A 17,697-nucleotide genomic window follows, 5' to 3' on the forward strand; every position below is an offset into this window, starting at 1 on the left:
CATGACCTCGCTGGCCACCCCCACGCCCACCATCAGTGCGCACGCCATCACCCTGCCCTGCGGCACCGCGCTGCAGCTGCTGCCCCAGCGCGCCCTGTGGTGGCCCGCTGCCCGCATGGTGCTGGTGGCGGATGTGCATTTCGGCAAGGCAGCCACCTTCCGCCGCGCGGGCCAGCCGGTACCGCATGGCACCACGGCCGACAACCTGGCGCGGCTGGATGCGGTGCTCGCTGCCACCGGCGCCGACCACCTGGTGTTTCTGGGCGACTTTCTGCACGCACGCAGTGGCGCGGCCGATTCGCTGTGGCAGCAGTTGCTGCCCTGGCGCCAGCGCCATGCCCGTGTGGCGATGACCCTGGTGCGCGGCAACCACGACCTGCATGCGGGCGACCCACCGGCCACGCTGGCTCTGGCGCTGGTCAACGAGCCCTGGTTGCCTCGCGCCGATGTGCCGGTGCTGGCCTGCCACCACCCGCAGGCGGTGGCAGGACACACGGTGATCGCCGGGCACCTGCACCCCACGCTGCGGCTGCGCGGCCCGGCGCGGGATGCGCTGCAGGCGCCCTGCTTTGGCTGGGGAGATGGGCAGTTGGTCCTGCCCGCCTTCGGGGCCTTCACCGGCACGGCGCCCGATACGCTGCCCACGCGCTGGGCGCGGTTTGCCGTCCTGCCTGGCCGCGTGGTGGCTGTTCCAGGGGGCCTTTCATAGGGTGTACAGGGGGTGGCGCGCTGCCGCGAACGCGGTCAAACTGCAGAGCGCCGCAGGGTGATTACCACCTATTTGGTGAAAAAAAGTGCCCCGGGCTTATGATAATTTTGCATTGTGAGATTCGATTGCAAAAACAGGGGTTCCAGACAGCCCCGAGCAAGGAGAATCAGAGAGCATCCGCGTTTGGCCCCGCTGTGACCCAGCCGGGGGCATTTACATACTCTGTTTCGTGAGACAAGCCATGACGACCCAGCAACCCACCATCATCTACACCCTGACCGACGAAGCCCCCCGTCTGGCCACGGCTTCCTTCCTGCCCCTGATCCGCACGTTCGCCGCGCCTGCGGGCATCAACGTGGTGGAGTCCGACATCTCGGTGGCCGCCCGTGTGCTGGGTGAGTTCCCCGAGTTCCTGAAGGAAGAGCAGCGCGCCCCCAACACCCTGGCCGAGCTGGGCAAGAAGACGCTGCAGCCCGATGCCAACATCATCAAGCTGCCCAACATCAGCGCATCTGTCTCGCAGCTCAAGGCAGCTATCGCCGAGCTGCAGTCCAAGGGCTACGCCCTGCCCGACTACCCCGACCAGCCCAAGGACGACAAGGAAAAAGAGATCAAGGCCCGCTACGGCAAGTGCATCGGCTCCGCCGTGAACCCCGTGCTGCGCGAAGGCAACTCTGACCGCCGCGCGCCCAAGGCCGTGAAGGAATACGCACGCAAGAACCCGCACAGCATGGCCGAGTGGAGCCAGGCCTCGCGTTCGCATGTCTCGCACATGCATGCTGGCGACTTCTACCACGGTGAAAAGTCCATGACGCTGGACCGCGCCCGCGACGTGAAGATGGAGCTGATCACCAAGAGCGGCAAGACCATCATCCTCAAGCCCAAGGTCAGCCTGCTTGATCGCGAAGTGATCGACAGCATGTTCATGAGCAAGAAGGCGCTGCTGGAGTTCTACGAGAAGGAAATCGAAGACGCACGCAAGACCGGCGTGATGTTCTCGCTGCACGTGAAGGCCACGATGATGAAGGTTTCGCACCCCATCGTGTTCGGCCACTGCGTGCGCATCTTCTACAAGGACGCGTTCGAGAAACACGCCAAGACCTTTGAAGAGCTGGGCGTGAACGTGAACAACGGCATGGTCGATCTGTACAGCAAGATCGAGACGCTGCCACAAAGCCAGCGCGACGAGATCAAGCGCGACCTGCACGCCTGCCACGAGCACCGCCCCGAGCTGGCCATGGTGGATTCGGCCAAGGGCATCACCAACTTCCACTCGCCCAACGACATCATCGTGGACGCCTCCATGCCCGCGATGATCCGCAACGGCGGCAAGATGTGGGACGCCAACGGCCGCCTGAAGGATGTGAAGGCCGTGATGCCTGAATCGACCTTCGCCCGCATCTACCAGGAGATCATCAACTTCTGCAAGTGGCACGGCGCGTTCGACCCCAAGACCATGGGCACGGTGCCCAACGTGGGCCTGATGGCCCAGCAGGCCGAGGAATACGGCAGCCACGACAAGACCTTCGAGATCGCTGAAGACGGCGTGGCCAACATCACCGACCTGGCCACGGGCGAAGTGCTGCTGAGCCAGAACGTGGAAGCTGGCGACATCTGGCGCATGTGCCAGGTCAAGGACGCCGCGATCCGCGACTGGGTGAAGCTGGCCGTCAACCGCGCCCGCAACTCCGGCATGCCCGTGGTGTTCTGGCTCGACTCGTACCGCCCGCACGAAAAGGAACTCATCACCAAGGTGAAGATGTACCTGCACGAGCACAACACCGTCGGCCTCGATATCCAGATCATGAGCCAGGTGCGTGCGATGCGCTACACGCTGGAGCGCGTGATCCGTGGCCTGGACACCATCAGCGCCACCGGCAACATCCTGCGCGACTACCTCACCGACCTGTTCCCCATCATGGAACTGGGCACCTCGGCCAAGATGCTGTCCATCGTGCCGCTGATGGCCGGTGGCGGCATGTACGAAACGGGCGCGGGCGGCTCTGCCCCCAAGCACGTGCAGCAGCTGGTGGAAGAAAACCACCTGCGCTGGGATTCGCTGGGTGAGTTCCTGGCGCTGGCCGTGTCGCTGGAAGACCTGGGCCTGAAGACAGGCAACGCCAAGGCCAAGATCCTGGCCCAGACGCTGGACGCCGCCACGGGCAAGCTGCTGGACAACAACAAGAACCCCAGCCCCAAGACCGGCCAGCTGGACAACCGCGGCAGCCAGTTCTACCTGGCGCTGTACTGGGCGCAGGAACTGGCCGCACAGACCGAAGACGCCGAGCTGGCCGCCAAGTTTGCGCCCCTGGCCAAGCAGTTGACCGACAACGAGCAGACCATCGTGGCCGAGCTGGCGGCCGTGCAGGGCGCACCTGCCGACATCGGCGGCTACTACCTGCCCGACGTAGCCAAGCTGGACGCCGTGATGCGCCCGAGCGCCACGCTGAACAAGGCGCTTGCCTCCGTCAAGTAAGCAGAGGCGGCGGGGCGGCCCCGGCCGGGGCTGCACCCGGTGTGAGAAGACAGGTGCTCTGACTGTGATTTTTTGGAGATATTGGCACCTGGCGCTTATCTAGCAAGCGCGATCAGCTATGAATTTTGTAGCACCTTGACACAAGGCCCCGCTGTTCCAGCGGGGCCTTTGTTTTTTGCGCTGGCGGCCGGTTTACGGCCTCTCGCGCTCAGCCACCCGGCTGGCCAGCGGCGCAGGCACATAGCCGGGCAGGAAGGCGCAGCCCTTGCCAAATGGGGGCTCCATGCCTGCGCACTGCCGCGCAATGCCCTCGGGCGTGGGCTTGTCGCCCGTGTCCACCCAGCGCAGCAGCGCCGCCAAAAGCGTGGGGTAGGTCGGGTCGCTCAGGTAGCTGTGGGTGTTGTGCTGGGTGAAGGTCTGCACCAGGCGCGCCGCGCTGCCGCCCTGCGCCATGGTGGCCTTGAAGGCTGCATCCAGCTCGACGAAGGCGGTGGGGTCGTCCACGCCTTTCACGGTGAGCACAGGCACGGGAATGCGGCCGGTCAGGTCCGTGTCCTGCGCGAAGCGGGCCACGGCCGCAGGGTCGGCGCGGTAGCGCAGCACGGCCGCGTTCAGGGCGGCATCGTCGGGCGAGCCCCGGTACAACACCCCCTGGTTGCCAAACGGACTCGCGCCGCCCGTGCGGTGCTGCACCACGTCACGGAAGTGGAACGTGGCCCAGTTCATATGGCCCTGGATGGAATTCGCAGGGATGCGTATCACATCCACGATGGTCTGCACCTTGCGCTGCTGCTCGGGCGTGCGCTCGGCAGCGGGCTTGTTCAGGGCCAGGCATTCGTTCAGGCGCGCTGACAGGTCCGCCTGCGTCATCGCAGCGTCGGCAGGCAGGCCGATATTCAGCGCGTACTGCGGTTCGGTGGGCCGGGGGTGGTTGTTGCACAGGTACTGGTAGACCACGCGCAGGTCGGTGCGGAAGTCGTAGGACCGCGTGCCGCCTGCCAGCACGCCGCTGGTGAGCAGCACGGCGTCGTAAGGGCGCTTGCCATCGGCCGTGGTCTGGAACATCTCGGCCCCCTTGGCCGCCACGCTGGCGCCCCAGGACTGGCCGTGCAGCACCGTGCGCTGCGGCTGCGCTACGTGCTGCACAAAGATCTGCCGCAGGCGCTCGGTGTCCTCGGCCGCTGCGCGCACCTCCACGCCGCCCTGGCGGAAGGTGCTGCCCGCCCAGGCGTAGCCCGCACGGACCATGATGGACCAGCGCGTGAGGTCTTCGACCGACCGCTCCATCCTGGGCGCACCCAGCGCGGGGCCCCCGTGGGCATGCAGCACGAGGTGGCCGTTCCATTGCTGCGGCATGGCGATCAGGTAATACGCACCCGCCGAATCCTGGCCCGACAGGCAGCGGGCGATGGGTGCCAAGTCCTTGGGGCAGGCCGCAGCCACGGGGGCGGCCTCGGCCTTGGCAGAGACCGCGCTGGCCGCTGGTGCACTGCTGGGTGCCATGGGCGCACAGGCGGCCACCGCAAGGCACGCCAGGCCCAGCAGGGCCAGGCGGGGCAGAGGCAAATGGGGTTGCGGGGCAGTCATGGTGGATGTGTCTCCTTGAGGATTCTTATGGGCCGTTTCAAACCGGATGCCGCTGCATCGTAGAAACCGGCTTTCAATACGTCAAATAGGCAAAAATGCCCTGGGCGATACGATTTGCATATGAACATCCTGCCATCTGCACCCGACCTCTGACATGGACATCCGCCAGTTGCGCTACTTTCTCGCCGTGGCCGAAGCCGGGCACATGACCCGCGCGGCAGGGCTGCTGGGCATGGCCCAGCCACCGCTCAGCCAGCAGATCAAGGCCCTGGAAAACACGGTGGGCATGGTGCTGTTCAAGCGCCATTCCAAGGGCGTCACGCTGACCGAGGCGGGGCAGACACTGCAGGCCGATGCCGCCCGCCTGGTGCATGACTTCGACGCACTGCAAAGCCGCATGCAGCTGCTGGCCGAGGGCAAGACCGGCCGGCTCGTGATTGCCTTCACCAGCTCGGCCGCCGCCCATGAATTCACCCCGTTTGCCTTGCGGGAGTGCCGCGCCCGCCACCCCGGTCTGGTGCTGGAGATTGGCGAGAACAACGCCGCCGAGATCACCGAGGCCGTGGCCGATGGCCGCCTGCACTGCGGCCTGCTGCGCGTACCCGTGGCGAGGCCTGCTGGCCTGGTGTTCGATACGCTGCAGCACGAGCCCGCCATGGTGGCCCTGCCCATCGACCACCCACTGGCACAACGCCAGCGGCGCGGCAAGCCGCTGCCCATCCAGATTGCCGACCTGGAGGGTGAGCCCATGATCCTGGTGCGCCGCCCGGGCGCGCCCGGCCTGTATGCCAACCTGCTGGCGCTGTGTGCCGAGCAGGGCGTGCGCCCCCGTGTGGTGGCCGAGGTGGCGCGCATGCTGACCAACCTCAACCTGGTGGCTGCGGGCACGGGCATTTCCGTGGTGCCTTCATCGATGCTGGGCGTGCACCGCCACGCCATTGCCTACCGGCCGTTGGTGGATGGCGGGCGGCTGAATGTGCCCCTGACGCTGGTCTATCGCGCCGAGGACAACGTGGGCCCGACAGCGACCTTCACCCGCTTGCTCCAGACGCTGGCGGGCGAAAAGCATCCGGCGGCCACCACGGAGCACCCCCAAAAAAAGGCTGCCCGGTAGTCCACCCGGCAGCCTTCATCAGTATCAGCGCAGCCCCTGCTCTGGAGCCGCCACCGATCACATTGCGCAGCTCAGTTGTTGCCCAGCGCAATCCCCTCCCGGCGGGGATCGGCGCCGCCGGCATAGGTGCCCGCACCTGGGTTGCGCGACAGCAGGCCCGCATTGCCGTTGGACCGCACACCGTTGAACACCGCTCCATGCAGGCCGCTGGTGAAGGAGTCGGTCTGCGCCACGGTGTGGCCGCGTGCCTTGAGTCCGTCGCGGATGGCAGCGGTGTCGATGAGCGAGCCCTTTTCGATGGACGTGGTGGCGTTGGTCTGCGCACCGAAGTTCGGCAGGTTGATGGCCTGCTGGACGTTCAGGCCCCAGTCCGTCATGCCCAGGATGGTCTTGGCGGTGTACTGGATGATGGCACTGCCTCCTGGCGAGCCGACCACACCTTCGAGGTCGCCCGTGGTGGCGTTGAAGATGATGGTGGGTGCCATGGAACTGCGGGGGCGCTTACCAGCCTGCACGCTGTTAGCAATGGGGTTGCCTGCCGCGTCGGTGGCCGTGAACGAGAAGTCGGTGAGCTGGTTGTTCAGCAAGAAGCCGCGCACCATCTGCAGGCTGCCGAAGCCGTTCTCGATGGTGGTCGTCATCGACACGGCGTTGCCTGCGTTGTCGATGATGGACATGTGCGTGGTCGATGGCAGAGCCAGTGAGCTGTCCTTGCCCGTGGCGCCCGTGACACCCGGCGGGATGCCGGCCACCGGCACGCCCATGCTCTTTTGCAGGCTGATGAGCTTGGCGCGCTCCTTGAGGTAGTCGGCATTGATCAGCCCGGCCTGGGGCACGTTGACGAAGTCAGGGTCGGCCACATACAGCGCGCGGTCGGCATAGGCCAGGCGATAGGCTTCGGACACCAGGTGCACCGAGTCCAGCGTGTTGGGCTTCATGGCCGCCAGGTCAAAGCCCTGCAGCATGCCCAGCGTCTGCAGCACCGCGATGCCGCCGGAGCTGGGCGCGGGCATGCCACACACGCGGTACTGCACACGGTAGACGCCGCACACGGGCTCACGCACCTTGTGGGTGTAATCGCTCAGGTCATCGAGCGCGAGCTTGCCGGGGTTGGTGGGATGGCTGACCACCTTGGCCACGATGTCCTTGGCGATGTCCCCCTTGTAGAACGCATCGGCACCGCCCGCTGCAATGGCCTTGAGCGTGGCTGCAAATTCAGGGTTCTTGAGCAGCGTGCCCGCCGCCTTGGCGGTGCCGTCGGCGTTGAGGAAATAGCTGGATCCGGGCTCGCCCTGGGCCTTGATGCGCGCGGCCGACCCGGCAATGGACACACTCATGCGCTGCGAGATCGCAAAGCCGTCTTCGCTGAGCTTGATGGCGGGCTCGAACAGGTCCTTCCAGGGCAGCTTGCCGTGGGCCTTGTGCGCGGCTTCGAGCATGCGCAGCACGCCCGGCGTGCCCACCGACAGGCCGCCGTCCACCGCCGCCAGAAACGCCAGCGGCTTGCCATCGGCGCCGATGAAGAGGTTGGGCGTGGCGGCCTTGGGCGCGGTCTCGCGGCCGTCGTAGGCCAGCAGCTTGTTGGCGCCCTTGTCGTAGTGCAGCATGAAGGCGCCGCCACCAATGCCCGACGACTGCGGTTCCACTAAGTTCAGCACCATCTGCACCGCAATGGCGGCATCTGTGGCCGTGCCGCCCTTGGCCAGGATGTCGACACCTGCCTTTACCGCCAGCGGGTTGGCCGCCGCCACCATGTCCTTGTTGGCATAGCTGATGGTTTTGGGCGTGTAGCCCGAGGGCGGCTCGGGCGGCACGTACTGCTCGGCGGGCTCAGGCGTGGCCACCGGGGTGGTGGGGCCGTCACTGCCGCCACAGGCGGCCAGCACGGCCAATGCGGCAATGCTCAGTCCCAGGGCGTAGGGGTTGCGTCGAAAAACAGAAAGCGACATGGATGAAATCCTTGAAAAAAGGGCGACGGGAGGGGCCAGGAACGGCGTGCCATGGGGAGACAGCGCACCACGCACCGGGTGGATGCACGGTGCGAAATTGCGGGGACTTGACGCAGATTCCGTGCCAACGATGCCTTGACAGTATGTAACGACAGCCCTGAAAAAACTTTGCTTTTATGCCCTGATTAACGCCCAATAAGGGAAACGATTTCTCACATATCCCTTGAAACAGAATCTGGATTCCATTGACCGCCAGCTGCTGGCGATGCTGCAACACAACGCCGAGACGCCGCTGGCCGAGCTGGCCGAGGCCGTGCACCTGTCCAACACGCCCTGCTGGCGGCGCATCCAGTGGCTGCGTGAGAAGGGCTACATCACCCGCCATGTCGCCCTGGTGGACCCGCGCAAGGTGAATGTGGGTGTGACGGTGTTCGTGGCCGTGAAGACCAACCAGCACCACCAGCAATGGTTTGACACCCTGCGGGATGCCGTGATGGGCATCCCCGAGATCGTCGAGTTCTACCGCATGAGCGGGGATGTGGATTACCTGTTGCGCGTGGTGGTGCCCGACATCCGCGCCTACGATTCGGTCTACAAGCGGCTCACGCAGGCCGTGGCGCTGTCAGACGTGAGTTCGAGCTTTGCGATGGAAGAAATCAAGTTCACCACGGCGCTGCCGCTGAACTATGCGCAGTAGCGGCCACCGAGGTGACCGTCTGCGCACAGGCACTGATCAGTACTTGCCCATGTAGTCGCGTTTGCCCAGCTCCACGCCGTTGTGCCGCGCAATGGCATAGGTCGCGTTCACGTGGAAGAAGAACTGCGGCAGACCGTAGTGCAGCAGGTAGTGCTCGCCGACGAACTGTTTTTCGCGCGGCGTGCCGGGCTGGATGGTGATCTGGCGCGTGGCGGCATCGGCAAACGCAGCCTCTGGCAGGCCTTCGACAAACGTGAGCACGGTGTCGATGCGTTCATTCAGATCGGCGAAACCGGGACGCTCGGCGTCGGGGAAGGACGGCACCTCCACCCCGGCCAGACGCGCCGCCACGCCCTTGGCAAAGTCGCAGGCAATCAGCACCTGGCGCGCCATGGGGAACATGTCGGGGAACAGCCGGGCCTGCAGCAGGGCATCCGGCTCGATCTTGCGCGCCGTGGCATGGGCCTCGGTCTTGGCCAGCACGTCTTTCAGGGAGCCCAGCATCTGGCGAAAGACGGGGATGCTGGCGTTGTAGATGGGGTGGGTCATGGGGTGTCCTGGAAATGGTGTGAGGCAGCAGCAGGGGCCACTTGTTGCCCCATCGCCGGGCCGCATTGCAACACACCCCACCCAGGCTTGCAGCTGAAAGGTCAAGCAGGCCGCGACTGGGCCAGTGCAATGGCCGCCTGGATCGCTGCGCGGGCCTGGGGGCTGTTCTTCCAGCAGGTGGAGCCCACCATGGCCGAGGCCGTGGAAACAATGTCCAGGGCATTGGCCTTGCCCAGATGCGCCAGCGACTCAAAGCCCATCTGTTCAAGCCGGGCGACGACGGTCGGCCCCACGCCCTTCACGTTGAGCAAGGCGCGGCGTTCTTCAAGGGGAAATGGCATGGCAGGAGTATGCGGGAGCCTAAGAGCTGTCGGACTGAGAGATCGTCGGCTGCAAATCGACCGCGACGATTTTTAACGTCCACCCCCGCCCCTGCGCCTCATCGCCAGCACTCCGAAAGCCACCGCCACACCAAAAACCACGTGCACCACCAGGCTCGGCAGCACCACGGCCAGCCCCAGGCTCCAGGGCAATCGGTCACCAAAGTAGATCGGGAGCGCCAGCGAGTTGACGGTTGCGTAATAAAGTGCACCGTAGACAGCACCCACACCCAGCGCCCCGCCTGTGGCCATACGGTGCAGTGGCAACAGCACCAGGGGAAGGGCAGACACCCAGCCTAGAACCAGGTGTTGAACGAATAGCGCGACGGGCCCGGGCTGCGCAAGGTACAGGGCCGCAAACTTGGGGCCGTAGTGCCCGACGCGCATCTCCAGCAGCCGAAAGAGCCAGCCCGCCGGCATCATGGCCAGCGCAGCGAAGGTGCCCGCCGCGATGGATTCCAAAGCAATCTTGCGCATGGGTGTGTACGAACAGGGCAATGAAGGGTTGGTGACCAAAAGCAGCAAGCTCCGTTGCGGCCAAGCCCCGGCTGGGGCTACCGGCGCGGGGCGCGCGTTCAGCCTGGCATTAGAACGCGTTCGACCTGTCTCTCGACAGCCTCGCCAGCGCGGCGGGAGTGCCCGTAGCTGCCCCAGCGTCCTTCAGACCGCCGTCGCCAGGGGCCTGACAGCCCGTGCCGCAACCCCCACCCCCACCAGCGCCGCCGACACCACACTCAGCGCCAGCGTAAAGGCCGAGCCGTAGAAGATGCCTGAGGTCATGCCGTGGTCCAGCATGGCGCCAAACACCGGGGAGGCCAGGCAAAAGCCCAGGTCCAGACCCGAATACACGGTACCGTACACACGGCCCGTGGCGCCCGGGGGCGCAGCGCGCTTGATCAGCATGTCGCGCGAAGGGCCGGCCAGGCCTGTGCCCAGCCCGGCCACCGAAGCCACCACCACCGCCGCCATACCGGGCAAAAAGCCCAGGCCCACCACCACCAGCAGCGCGGCCGAGCCGAGCAGGCACACCGAGATGATCTTCTCCAGCCGCTGCACACGCCCCACCAGGAAGCCGCCGATCAACATGCCCACCGCGCCGCACAGCATGTAGCCCGTGACCACCATGGCCGTGATGCTGAGCGGCAGGCCGTACATGGACTGCAGCGCGGGGCTGGCAAAGCTCTGGATGGCACTCAGGGCACAGGTGCTCCAGAAGAAGAACGAGAAACACAGCCACACCGAGGGCAGCTTGAGGAAGGCCATGGGGTGCTCGGGCTTCGCCGCCCCGGCCCCGCCCTTGGTCTGGTGCGCCCAGGCGCCCTGGCGGTCGTCCAGCGCATCGCGGTTCCAGACCATGATGGCCAGCACCACCAGGGCGAACAGCCCACCGCACAGGCAGGCCGTGCGCCACGAGCCCGTGGCCGTGGCAATGCCCGCCATGAACACCGGCGCCGTGGCCCAGCCCAGGTTGCCGCTGATGCCGTGCACCGAAAAGCCGTGCCCCAGACGCTGCGGCGACACGCGTTTGTTCAGGATCGTGAAGTCCACCGGGTGGAACGGCGCATTGCCCAGACCGGCCAGCGCGGCCGCCAGCAACAGGCCCCAGTAGCCCTGCGCGGTGCCCGCCGCCAGGCCCGCTGCTGCAAAACTCGACAGCGCAAAAAACATCACCGGCCGCGCGCCCACGCGGTCCACGATGAAGCCCGACAGCGCCTGGCCCACGCCCGAGATCACAAAAAACACCGACACCAGCAGGCCGAGCTCGGAATAGCTGAAGCCAAACTCGCCGATCAGCCACGGGAACAGCGGCGGCAGCAGCATGTGGAAGAAATGCGAGCTGCCATGGGCCAGGCCAACGAGGCCGATGGTGCGGGCGTCCTGCCGCAAGGGCACAGGGTTGGCGGTGGCGCCAGAGGATGAAGCGGTCATGGGCTTGATCTTAGGCACGCAGGCTTCGGCAGGTTTACGATAGGCGGCCAACTTCTATCGCAAACATGCCAAACCCCGCCGCCGCACCCGCCCCATCCCCCGAGCCGGTGGTGGAGCACTTTGCCGCCCAGGTTGTGCCCCGTCCAAAAAGCGGGAGCTCGCGCGGAGCGGGGCGCGGGATGTCGTACGTGGGCTCGCTCACGCCCGAGCTGTTTGTGCCTACCCCCGCCCGCCCGGTGCGCGCCAAGCTGCGCTGGCTGGCCGCCGACACCCAGGTGATGCCCCACAGCCACCCCTGGGCGCAGGTGGCGATCTCCACCACGGGCGTGATCCGGCTCACGGTGAACCACGGCACCTACATCGTTCCGCCGTCGCGCGCGCTCTGGATTCCACCCGGCGTGGAACATGCCGTGACCATGGTGGAAGACGCCGACCTGCGCACGCTGTACTTCCACCAGCCGCGCGGCCGGTGCGGCCCGGGCGCCCTCGGCGGCGATGGCGCCGGCCCCAGTCATCGCGGCGAAGACGATTCAGCCGCCTGGCGCCAGTGCCGCGTACTGGAGGTGTCCGACCTGCTGCGCTCGCTGGTGCGCGAGATGCCCACCACGCCCGACGGCGGCCCCGCTCTCACGCCCGCCCAGCGGCTGCGCGAGCAGCACCTGAGCGCCCTCATCCGCGATGAACTGGCCCGCGCCGCCGCCGTGAAGCTGGGCGTAGACCTGCCCCAGGACAAGCGTCTGCGCCACCTGTGCGAGGCCGTGCTGGCCGACCCCACGCGCCATGAAACCCTGGCCGACTGGGCGCAGGACACCGGCGCCAGCCCCCGCACCGTGGCGCGGCTGTTCCGTTCCGAACTGGGCAGCACCTTCACCCAGTGGCGCCAGCAGGTCATCCTGGCCAAGGCCGTGTCGCTGGCTGCCGGGCGCATGCCCATGGGCCAGATCGCCGCCGAGCTGGGCTACAGCCCCAGTGCGTTCAGCGCGATGGTGCGCAAGTCGGTGGGGCAGCCACCGGGGCGGTTTCTGGGGCAGCAACACCCGGCGCCTGTGCAATAGAGGCTGTACAAGGCTGCACCACCGGCCTACGCACGCGTGAAAGGGCTCAAAACGGCGCGCTCCTGACGCGCCAACGGCGTCTTGTCCTTCGAACTTGTCGCTGCCCGCCTACGTTTGGAAACATGTGTTGCGCCCACAGTGAGTTCATCCCTAGCACCAGGTTTGAACCCCATGACAAAACAGATTCGCCACCATGTGGCAGCCCTTTTCCTGCTTCTTCCCGTCGCCAGCGCCCTGATGGTCGTTCCAGGTACGGTCATGGCGCAGCCCGCCGCCCCTGAATTGCGATCACTGCAGGTAGCGACAGACGACGGTCTGCGGGCCGGCGCCGACCTGCAGTTCACGGTAGAAGGCACACCGCGGGGCAAGGTTCAGCTCCGTGTGGCTGGCGTGCCCCGCGCCATCGTGCTGCAGGAAACAGAACGGGGCGTGTACACGGGCAGCTACACAGTCCGCCGCCAGGACCGGCTCAATGAAGGCAGTTCCGTGCGCGCCACGCTGAAGGTGCGCAACCGCACCATCACCAGCAACTACACGCTTCCGGCCAACATTGGTGACCGCAACGTGGTGGCCGCACCGCCACCCGGACTGAAGATCGACCGTTTCTCGGTCGCCCCCATTGACAAGATGGAGCCCGGCGCGGAATTGCGCTTTACGCTGAACGGCGCGCCCGGAGGCCGGGCGGATTTCGACATTCCCGGTGTCATCGACAACGTGCCGATGCGCGAGGTATCGCCCGGCGTGTATGAGGGCGCGTACACCATCCGCCGCATGGACAACTTGGCGCCATCGCGGCCCACGGTCGCCACCTTGCGTGTCGGGGACCGCACGGTTTCGTCAACCCTGACCCAGCCTTTGATCGCCGATGCCAAGCCGCCGGTGATTCGCCACGTGTCGCCGCGCGACGGGGAAACGGTCCCGCGCAGTGCGGCCACGTCGGTGTCCGGCACGTTTGATGACGTCGGTGGTGTGGGTGTAGACCCCAAAAGCGTTCGCATCGTGATCGCGGGTCGCGATGTCACGTCCGCCTCGCAGGTCACGCCGCAGTTTTTCACCTACCGCGCTGACCTGCCCACAGGCCGGTATCCGGTCGAAGTGACCGCCCGGGACCTGGTAGGCAACGGCATGCGCCAGAACTGGACCTTCAACATCGCTTCGCAAGTGAATGCCGCGCCCACCACGGTGCAGCTGCAGGTGACCAGCCACGCCAACCATGCCACAGTGGACAGAGGCGCCGTGGTCGTGCGCGGCCGCACCGTGCCTGGCGCGGTGGTGGATGTCAAGGTGAATGCGGTCGGCACGCTCGTCGGCGCGTTTGGCCTGAACCAGGAATTGCTGTCGCAGCGTGTGCAGGCAGATGGCAACGGTGACTTCTCGTTCAGCTTCACATCGCAAATACCGCTACCCGGCACACGCTACGAAGTAACAATGAACGCCGAAAGGGGCGGCATGGCCCCGACAGAGACTCAGCTGGTGCTGTTCCAGAAATAAGGCGCTGCCGGCACCTCGGCGGTGACGCGAAATCGCCGACTACCCATGGACCCCTCGCGGGTCCATTTTTTTGGGCGGAGCCTTTGCGGCCTGCCACCCGGGCATGGGGGCGGCTGATAGCCCTGGCCTTCGGTCTTACGTGTTGATCACCGCCAAAGCCACTGCGCCAGTGGGCGCCACCCCTTTTGATAGAAATAGCCCCCTAGCGCTTGACCATAAGGCGCTTTTAGCTATTACTTCAGTAGCATCTTTGAAATCCCGGTGACTGCCTCCCGCAGAAGCCGGAGGTAATGTACGACCCGGAGACTGCGCGGTGAAAGGAACACCCGCTGCAGCGTGCACATCCCCATCCACCTCACTGCACCCCCATGACCACCGCCCCACCCCGCCGCGATGACATCCACAGCTACGAGCCCCGCCTGGGCCACGGCCTGCCGCACGACCCGTTCAACGCCATCGTGGGACCGCGCCCCATTGGCTGGATCTCCACGCAGAACGCGCAGGGCGCCACAAACCTGGCGCCCTACAGTTTTTTCAACGCCTTCAACTACGTGCCGCCCATCGTGGGCTTTGCCAGCATCGGCTTCAAAGACACGGTGCGCAACGTGCAGGAGACGGGCGAATTCGTGTGGAACCTGGCCACGCGCGATTTGGCCGACGTGATGAACCAAAGCTGCGCCGCTGTGCCGCCCGAGGTCAGCGAGTTCGCGCTGACGGGCCTCACCCCCCTGCCCTCCACTTTGGTCGCACCGCCGCGCGTGGCCGAAAGTCCGGTCACCTTTGAATGCCGCAGCACGCAGATCCTGCAGCTGCAGGGCGTGGACGGCGTCCCGGTGGACACCTGGCTGGTGCTGGGCGAGGTGGTGGCCGTGCACATCGACAAGGCGCTGCTCAAGGACGGGGTGTACGACACGGCGAACGCAGGCCACATCCTGCGCGGCGGGGGCCCGGCCGATTACTTCACCGTGGGGCCGGAGCAGTTGTTCAGGATGTTCCGGCCCCGGTAGCGGGTGCCACAGCTCAGGCTGCGGCCTTGTTCTGCACCAGGTCCATTGCAAACCGGCCATGGCCCACGGACCAGTCCGAATAGTCGTTCTCGTGCATGAAGATGAACACGTCGGCCGGGGCCACGCCCGCCGTGGCCTGCAGGTTGCGCGCGATGGCGGCATAGAGGGCACGCTTCATCGCGTCGCTGCGCCCGCGCCGCAGCGTGATCTCGACCACCACCACGCGGTCAGAGCGCGCCACGCCGTTGAAGGTGGGGCTGCAGGCAAATTCGCCGGGGGCGTAGCCAGCCACCAGGTTGAACAGCTCGTCCGGCGGCATGCCGATGGCGTCTACCAGCGCTTGGTGGATGCCTTGAACGATGGCATTGCGCATCGCGGCTGGGGTGTCCTGCGGGACGTTGGTGCGGATAAAGGGCATCGGTTTTCCTATGTTCATTCAAATCAAATAAAGACATTCAAACCAGCGCTTGCCAATTTGCAAGCAATTCAAGGGTCTAGCGCTTGAAATTTCATCCATTTTTGCTATCAATTTTTGGATTGAAAAGCGATGATTTGGCTGGATTTATGTGCTCTAAAATCACATATATGAGCCATCGCCTGCCCCCACTGAGTGCCCTGCGCGCGTTCGAGGCCGCCGCCCGCCTCGGCCGCATGACGGCGGCGGCGGACGAGTTGGCAGTCACGCCCGGCGCCATCAGCCGCCAGGTGCGCCAGCTGGAGCAGCACCTGGGCGTGGCCCTGTTTGACGGCACCAAGGCCCGCCCTACCCTCACCCCGGCAGCGCATGTGCTGCAGCCGGTGCTGACCACCGCCTTTGCCCACATCGCCGATGCGGTGCGCGAGGTCAGCGACACCCGCCGGGGGCCGCTGGACGTGGCCTGCTTCAGCACCTTCACCGTGAAGTGGCTGATCCCCCGGCTGTTCGACTTCCAGGCCCGGCACCCGGGCATCGAGGTGCGCCTGCGCACCACCGACGCTGGCACCGGCGAGGGCCGCATGCACGGCGACCTGACCATCACTGCCGAAGAGGCCACCGGGGCGTGGGATACCAGCAAGGAACAACGGTTGTTCCCCGAACACCTGGGCCCGGTGCTGAGCCCCGAACTGGCGCAGCGGGTGGCGCTGCAGCAACCCACCGACCTGGCGGACCTTGCCCTGGCGCCCCTGCGCCTGCACACCCGCACGCGGCGCAATGCCTGGGCCATGTGGGGGGCAGCGGTGGGCGCTACCGTGCCGCTGCCCACGTCTTCACAGGCGGGGCCCGAGTTCGAGCACTACTACTTCACGCTGGAGGCCGCCGTGCGCGGGCTGGGCATTGCCGTGGCCCCCTGGCATCTGGTGATGGACGACGTGTTGGCGGGGCGGCTGGTGGCCCCGCTGGGTTTTGTGGCCTCCGGCTATGACTACGTGGTGCGCCGCCGCACCAGCGGCCCCCTGCCCCGGCTGGATGTGTTCTGTGCCTGGCTGCAGGCGCAGGCCCTTGCCAATCCCGTCCCTCCCGGGCCGCAAGGGCCACCGTCGGGCTGAGGGTCCTTTTTTTACCGCATCGGCAGCAGCGGAGCTGGCTGCGGTGCGATCCTGGCTCAGGGAACGCCCACTGATGGCAACAGCATCAGGGGCCGGTCCAGCAGCGGCGCGCACAGCCCTGAGGCCGGGTTGCGCGCCCATTGCTCGATCCAGGCCCAGACCAGCTGCACGCCGTCTGTGAGCGGCCCCGCACCGCGCTGCAAGCCGTGGTTGGCGCCGTCCAGGCGGCGCGCGCAATAGGGCACGGTGCGCAAGGAGGCCAGCTCTGCAAAACGCTCATAGGCCGCAAGGGGCACCAGCGCATCGTCGCCACCCCACACCTGCAGCAACGGCCAGGGGCTTCGCACCAGCGGCAGGGTCAAGGACCAGTTCCACAGGTCGCGCCAGTAGCCCAGGCTGCGGCCCTGCGCTACGGCACTGTCGGGGCGGCGTCCAGCCACCATGCGGCCCAGTTCCTCCCAGTCGGCTTGCGCCCCCAGGCGCTGGGCTTGCAGGGCTCCCGCCTCCTGCGGATCAAGGCCACTGGACGCCAGCACCACCAGGCCCGCGAGTTGCGGAACCTCGGGTGCCAGGGCGGGCAGCAGTTCGGCGCCTTCGGAGATGCCCACCAGCAGTTGCGGCAGCGCGGGTGCGCCTTCGCGTGCGCGTTGCTGCGCATCTGCCACCAACGCCGCACGGGCGTGGGCCAGCCAGCTGGAGAGGCGGTCTTGCTGCACGAAATCGCGTGCGCAGTCTGCGGGCGCCGTGCGCGCCTGCGGGTCCACGCCGGGCTTGTGCAACACCAGCACCTGGGCATGCAGCAGGCCGGCAAAGTAGCGGTCCGCAATCGGCCCCATGCCCGCGCAGCCGGAGCCGGGTATGACGATCACGCGATAGCGCAGCGAGGCGGTGCGCTCGCTGCGCGTGAGGGCCAGGAGCGTGGCGCCATCAGCGCCTGGCAAGGGCCGCAGTGCAAAGCGCTCCGCAGGGGGTGGCGTCTGGGTGACCGCAGGAACCTCCTGTGCATTGGCCTGTGCAGGCGCCGTGGGCGTCTCTGTGGAAGCCTCTGGCCCGTACACATTCACCAGCGATTCAGACGCTGCCGCCGCATAGAACGGCGGGGGCGAGGCGCAGCCACCCAGCACCACGGCAATGGCCGTGGCGACGAAAAACGCCAGCACCGGGTTGGCCAGGGGCCGCAAAGGTGCAGTAGAAGCAGAAAGGTGTTTTACGTTGAGCACAGGCCAC

At 66.3% G+C, this 17,697-nt stretch carries 16 protein-coding genes; 8 read left to right on the forward strand and 8 right to left on the reverse strand.

The window, feature by feature from the left end; genetic code table 11:
• Window position 1: 1 nt before the first annotated feature.
• Window positions 2–709 (forward strand): ligase-associated DNA damage response endonuclease PdeM, encoded by a 708-nt coding sequence (pdeM, locus tag LPA35_RS11015; protein WP_228897006.1) that lies wholly within the window; start codon window positions 2–4, stop codon window positions 707–709.
• 241 nt (window positions 710–950) lie between these two features.
• Complete coding sequence (locus LPA35_RS11020; protein ID WP_228897007.1) at window positions 951–3,185, forward strand: NADP-dependent isocitrate dehydrogenase; 2,235 nt, start codon at window positions 951–953, stop codon at window positions 3,183–3,185.
• A gap of 192 nt (window positions 3,186–3,377) precedes the next feature.
• Here LPA35_RS11020 and LPA35_RS11025 read toward each other — a convergent pair whose 3' ends face one another.
• Entirely contained in the window at window positions 3,378–4,772 is a 1,395-nt protein-coding gene (locus LPA35_RS11025; RefSeq protein WP_370641410.1) for a hypothetical protein, read from the reverse strand.
• Between the two features lie 154 nt (window positions 4,773–4,926).
• On the opposite strand from LPA35_RS11025, the gene LPA35_RS11030 reads away from it, so the two are divergent.
• Window positions 4,927–5,886, forward strand: a complete 960-nt coding sequence (locus tag LPA35_RS11030) for a LysR family transcriptional regulator (RefSeq protein ID WP_228897008.1) — start codon at window positions 4,927–4,929, stop codon at window positions 5,884–5,886.
• A 71-nt stretch (window positions 5,887–5,957) separates the two neighbouring features.
• Here the strand turns inward: LPA35_RS11030 and ggt are convergent, their stop codons facing one another.
• Window positions 5,958–7,835 (reverse strand): gamma-glutamyltransferase, encoded by a 1,878-nt coding sequence (gene ggt, locus LPA35_RS11035; protein WP_228897009.1) that lies wholly within the window; start codon window positions 7,833–7,835, stop codon window positions 5,958–5,960.
• A gap of 235 nt (window positions 7,836–8,070) precedes the next feature.
• Here ggt and LPA35_RS11040 point away from each other — a divergent pair, with 235 nt between their 5' ends.
• Window positions 8,071–8,532, forward strand: a complete 462-nt coding sequence (locus LPA35_RS11040; RefSeq protein WP_055395804.1) for an Lrp/AsnC family transcriptional regulator — start codon at window positions 8,071–8,073, stop codon at window positions 8,530–8,532.
• A gap of 36 nt (window positions 8,533–8,568) precedes the next feature.
• Here LPA35_RS11040 and LPA35_RS11045 read toward each other — a convergent pair whose 3' ends face one another.
• The 4 genes from LPA35_RS11045 to LPA35_RS11060 form a co-directional block, all read right to left on the reverse strand.
• On the reverse strand, window positions 8,569–9,081 hold the full coding sequence (locus LPA35_RS11045; RefSeq protein ID WP_055395783.1) for a DUF1993 family protein: 513 nt from the start codon (window positions 9,079–9,081) through the stop codon (window positions 8,569–8,571).
• A 101-nt stretch (window positions 9,082–9,182) separates the two neighbouring features.
• Window positions 9,183–9,422 carry a hypothetical protein gene (locus LPA35_RS11050; RefSeq protein ID WP_055395781.1) on the reverse strand — a complete coding sequence of 80 codons (240 nt, stop codon included), beginning with the start codon at window positions 9,420–9,422 and terminating at the stop codon, window positions 9,183–9,185.
• A gap of 72 nt (window positions 9,423–9,494) precedes the next feature.
• Window positions 9,495–9,938 (reverse strand): hypothetical protein, encoded by a 444-nt coding sequence (locus LPA35_RS11055; protein ID WP_228897010.1) that lies wholly within the window; start codon window positions 9,936–9,938, stop codon window positions 9,495–9,497.
• 183 nt (window positions 9,939–10,121) lie between these two features.
• A complete protein-coding gene (locus LPA35_RS11060; RefSeq protein WP_228897011.1) occupies window positions 10,122–11,390 on the reverse strand; it encodes an MFS transporter in 1,269 nt (422 codons plus the stop codon).
• Window positions 11,391–11,455: 65 nt separating this feature from the next.
• Between LPA35_RS11060 and LPA35_RS11065 the strand changes: the two genes are divergently transcribed.
• From LPA35_RS11065 to LPA35_RS11075, 3 genes are all read left to right on the forward strand, one after another.
• Window positions 11,456–12,445, forward strand: coding sequence for a helix-turn-helix domain-containing protein (locus LPA35_RS11065; protein WP_228897012.1), 990 nt, complete (start codon window positions 11,456–11,458; stop codon window positions 12,443–12,445).
• Between the two features lie 171 nt (window positions 12,446–12,616).
• Window positions 12,617–13,936, forward strand: a complete 1,320-nt coding sequence (locus LPA35_RS11070; protein ID WP_228897013.1) for a hypothetical protein — start codon at window positions 12,617–12,619, stop codon at window positions 13,934–13,936.
• Between the two features lie 368 nt (window positions 13,937–14,304).
• Entirely contained in the window at window positions 14,305–14,943 is a 639-nt protein-coding gene (locus tag LPA35_RS11075) for a flavin reductase family protein (protein ID WP_228897014.1), read from the forward strand.
• Between the two features lie 13 nt (window positions 14,944–14,956).
• Here the strand turns inward: LPA35_RS11075 and LPA35_RS11080 are convergent, their stop codons facing one another.
• A complete protein-coding gene (locus LPA35_RS11080) occupies window positions 14,957–15,361 on the reverse strand; it encodes a tautomerase family protein (protein WP_228897015.1) in 405 nt (134 codons plus the stop codon).
• Window positions 15,362–15,528: 167 nt separating this feature from the next.
• Here LPA35_RS11080 and LPA35_RS11085 point away from each other — a divergent pair, with 167 nt between their 5' ends.
• The gene (locus LPA35_RS11085; protein ID WP_228897016.1) at window positions 15,529–16,470 is read left to right on the forward strand and encodes a LysR substrate-binding domain-containing protein; all 942 of its coding nucleotides are present in this window, start codon (window positions 15,529–15,531) and stop codon (window positions 16,468–16,470) included.
• Between the two features lie 56 nt (window positions 16,471–16,526).
• On the opposite strand, the gene LPA35_RS11090 is transcribed toward LPA35_RS11085, so the two are convergent.
• On the reverse strand, window positions 16,527–17,651 hold the full coding sequence (locus LPA35_RS11090) for an alpha/beta hydrolase (RefSeq protein WP_228897017.1): 1,125 nt from the start codon (window positions 17,649–17,651) through the stop codon (window positions 16,527–16,529).
• Window positions 17,652–17,697: the final 46 nt, after the last annotated feature.

This window comes from Acidovorax sp. Leaf73, from assembly GCF_916855635.1.
GTDB classification, from domain to species: Bacteria; Pseudomonadota; Gammaproteobacteria; order Burkholderiales; family Burkholderiaceae_C; genus Acidovorax; species Acidovorax facilis.

Bases quoted from the DNA above. Each gene is read 5' to 3' on its own strand.
- LPA35_RS11055 (WP_228897010.1), bottom strand. From the start codon at position 9,938: ATGCGCAAGATTGCTTTGGAATCCATCGCGGCGGGCACCTTCGCTGCG.
- pdeM (WP_228897006.1), top strand. From the start codon at position 2: ATGACCTCGCTGGCCACCCCCACGCCCACCATCAGTGCGCACGCCATC.
- LPA35_RS11050 (WP_055395781.1), bottom strand. From the start codon at position 9,422: ATGCCATTTCCCCTTGAAGAACGCCGCGCCTTGCTCAACGTGAAGGGC.
- LPA35_RS11075 (WP_228897014.1), top strand. From the start codon at position 14,305: ATGACCACCGCCCCACCCCGCCGCGATGACATCCACAGCTACGAGCCC.
- LPA35_RS11025 (WP_370641410.1), bottom strand. From the start codon at position 4,772: ATGACTGCCCCGCAACCCCATTTGCCTCTGCCCCGCCTGGCCCTGCTG.
- LPA35_RS11085 (WP_228897016.1), top strand. From the start codon at position 15,529: ATGAGCCATCGCCTGCCCCCACTGAGTGCCCTGCGCGCGTTCGAGGCC.
- LPA35_RS11020 (WP_228897007.1), top strand. From the start codon at position 951: ATGACGACCCAGCAACCCACCATCATCTACACCCTGACCGACGAAGCC.
- LPA35_RS11045 (WP_055395783.1), bottom strand. From the start codon at position 9,081: ATGACCCACCCCATCTACAACGCCAGCATCCCCGTCTTTCGCCAGATG.
- ggt (WP_228897009.1), bottom strand. From the start codon at position 7,835: ATGTCGCTTTCTGTTTTTCGACGCAACCCCTACGCCCTGGGACTGAGC.
- LPA35_RS11030 (WP_228897008.1), top strand. From the start codon at position 4,927: ATGGACATCCGCCAGTTGCGCTACTTTCTCGCCGTGGCCGAAGCCGGG.
- LPA35_RS11065 (WP_228897012.1), top strand. From the start codon at position 11,456: ATGCCAAACCCCGCCGCCGCACCCGCCCCATCCCCCGAGCCGGTGGTG.
- LPA35_RS11070 (WP_228897013.1), top strand. From the start codon at position 12,617: ATGACAAAACAGATTCGCCACCATGTGGCAGCCCTTTTCCTGCTTCTT.
- LPA35_RS11080 (WP_228897015.1), bottom strand. From the start codon at position 15,361: ATGCCCTTTATCCGCACCAACGTCCCGCAGGACACCCCAGCCGCGATG.
- LPA35_RS11060 (WP_228897011.1), bottom strand. From the start codon at position 11,390: ATGACCGCTTCATCCTCTGGCGCCACCGCCAACCCTGTGCCCTTGCGG.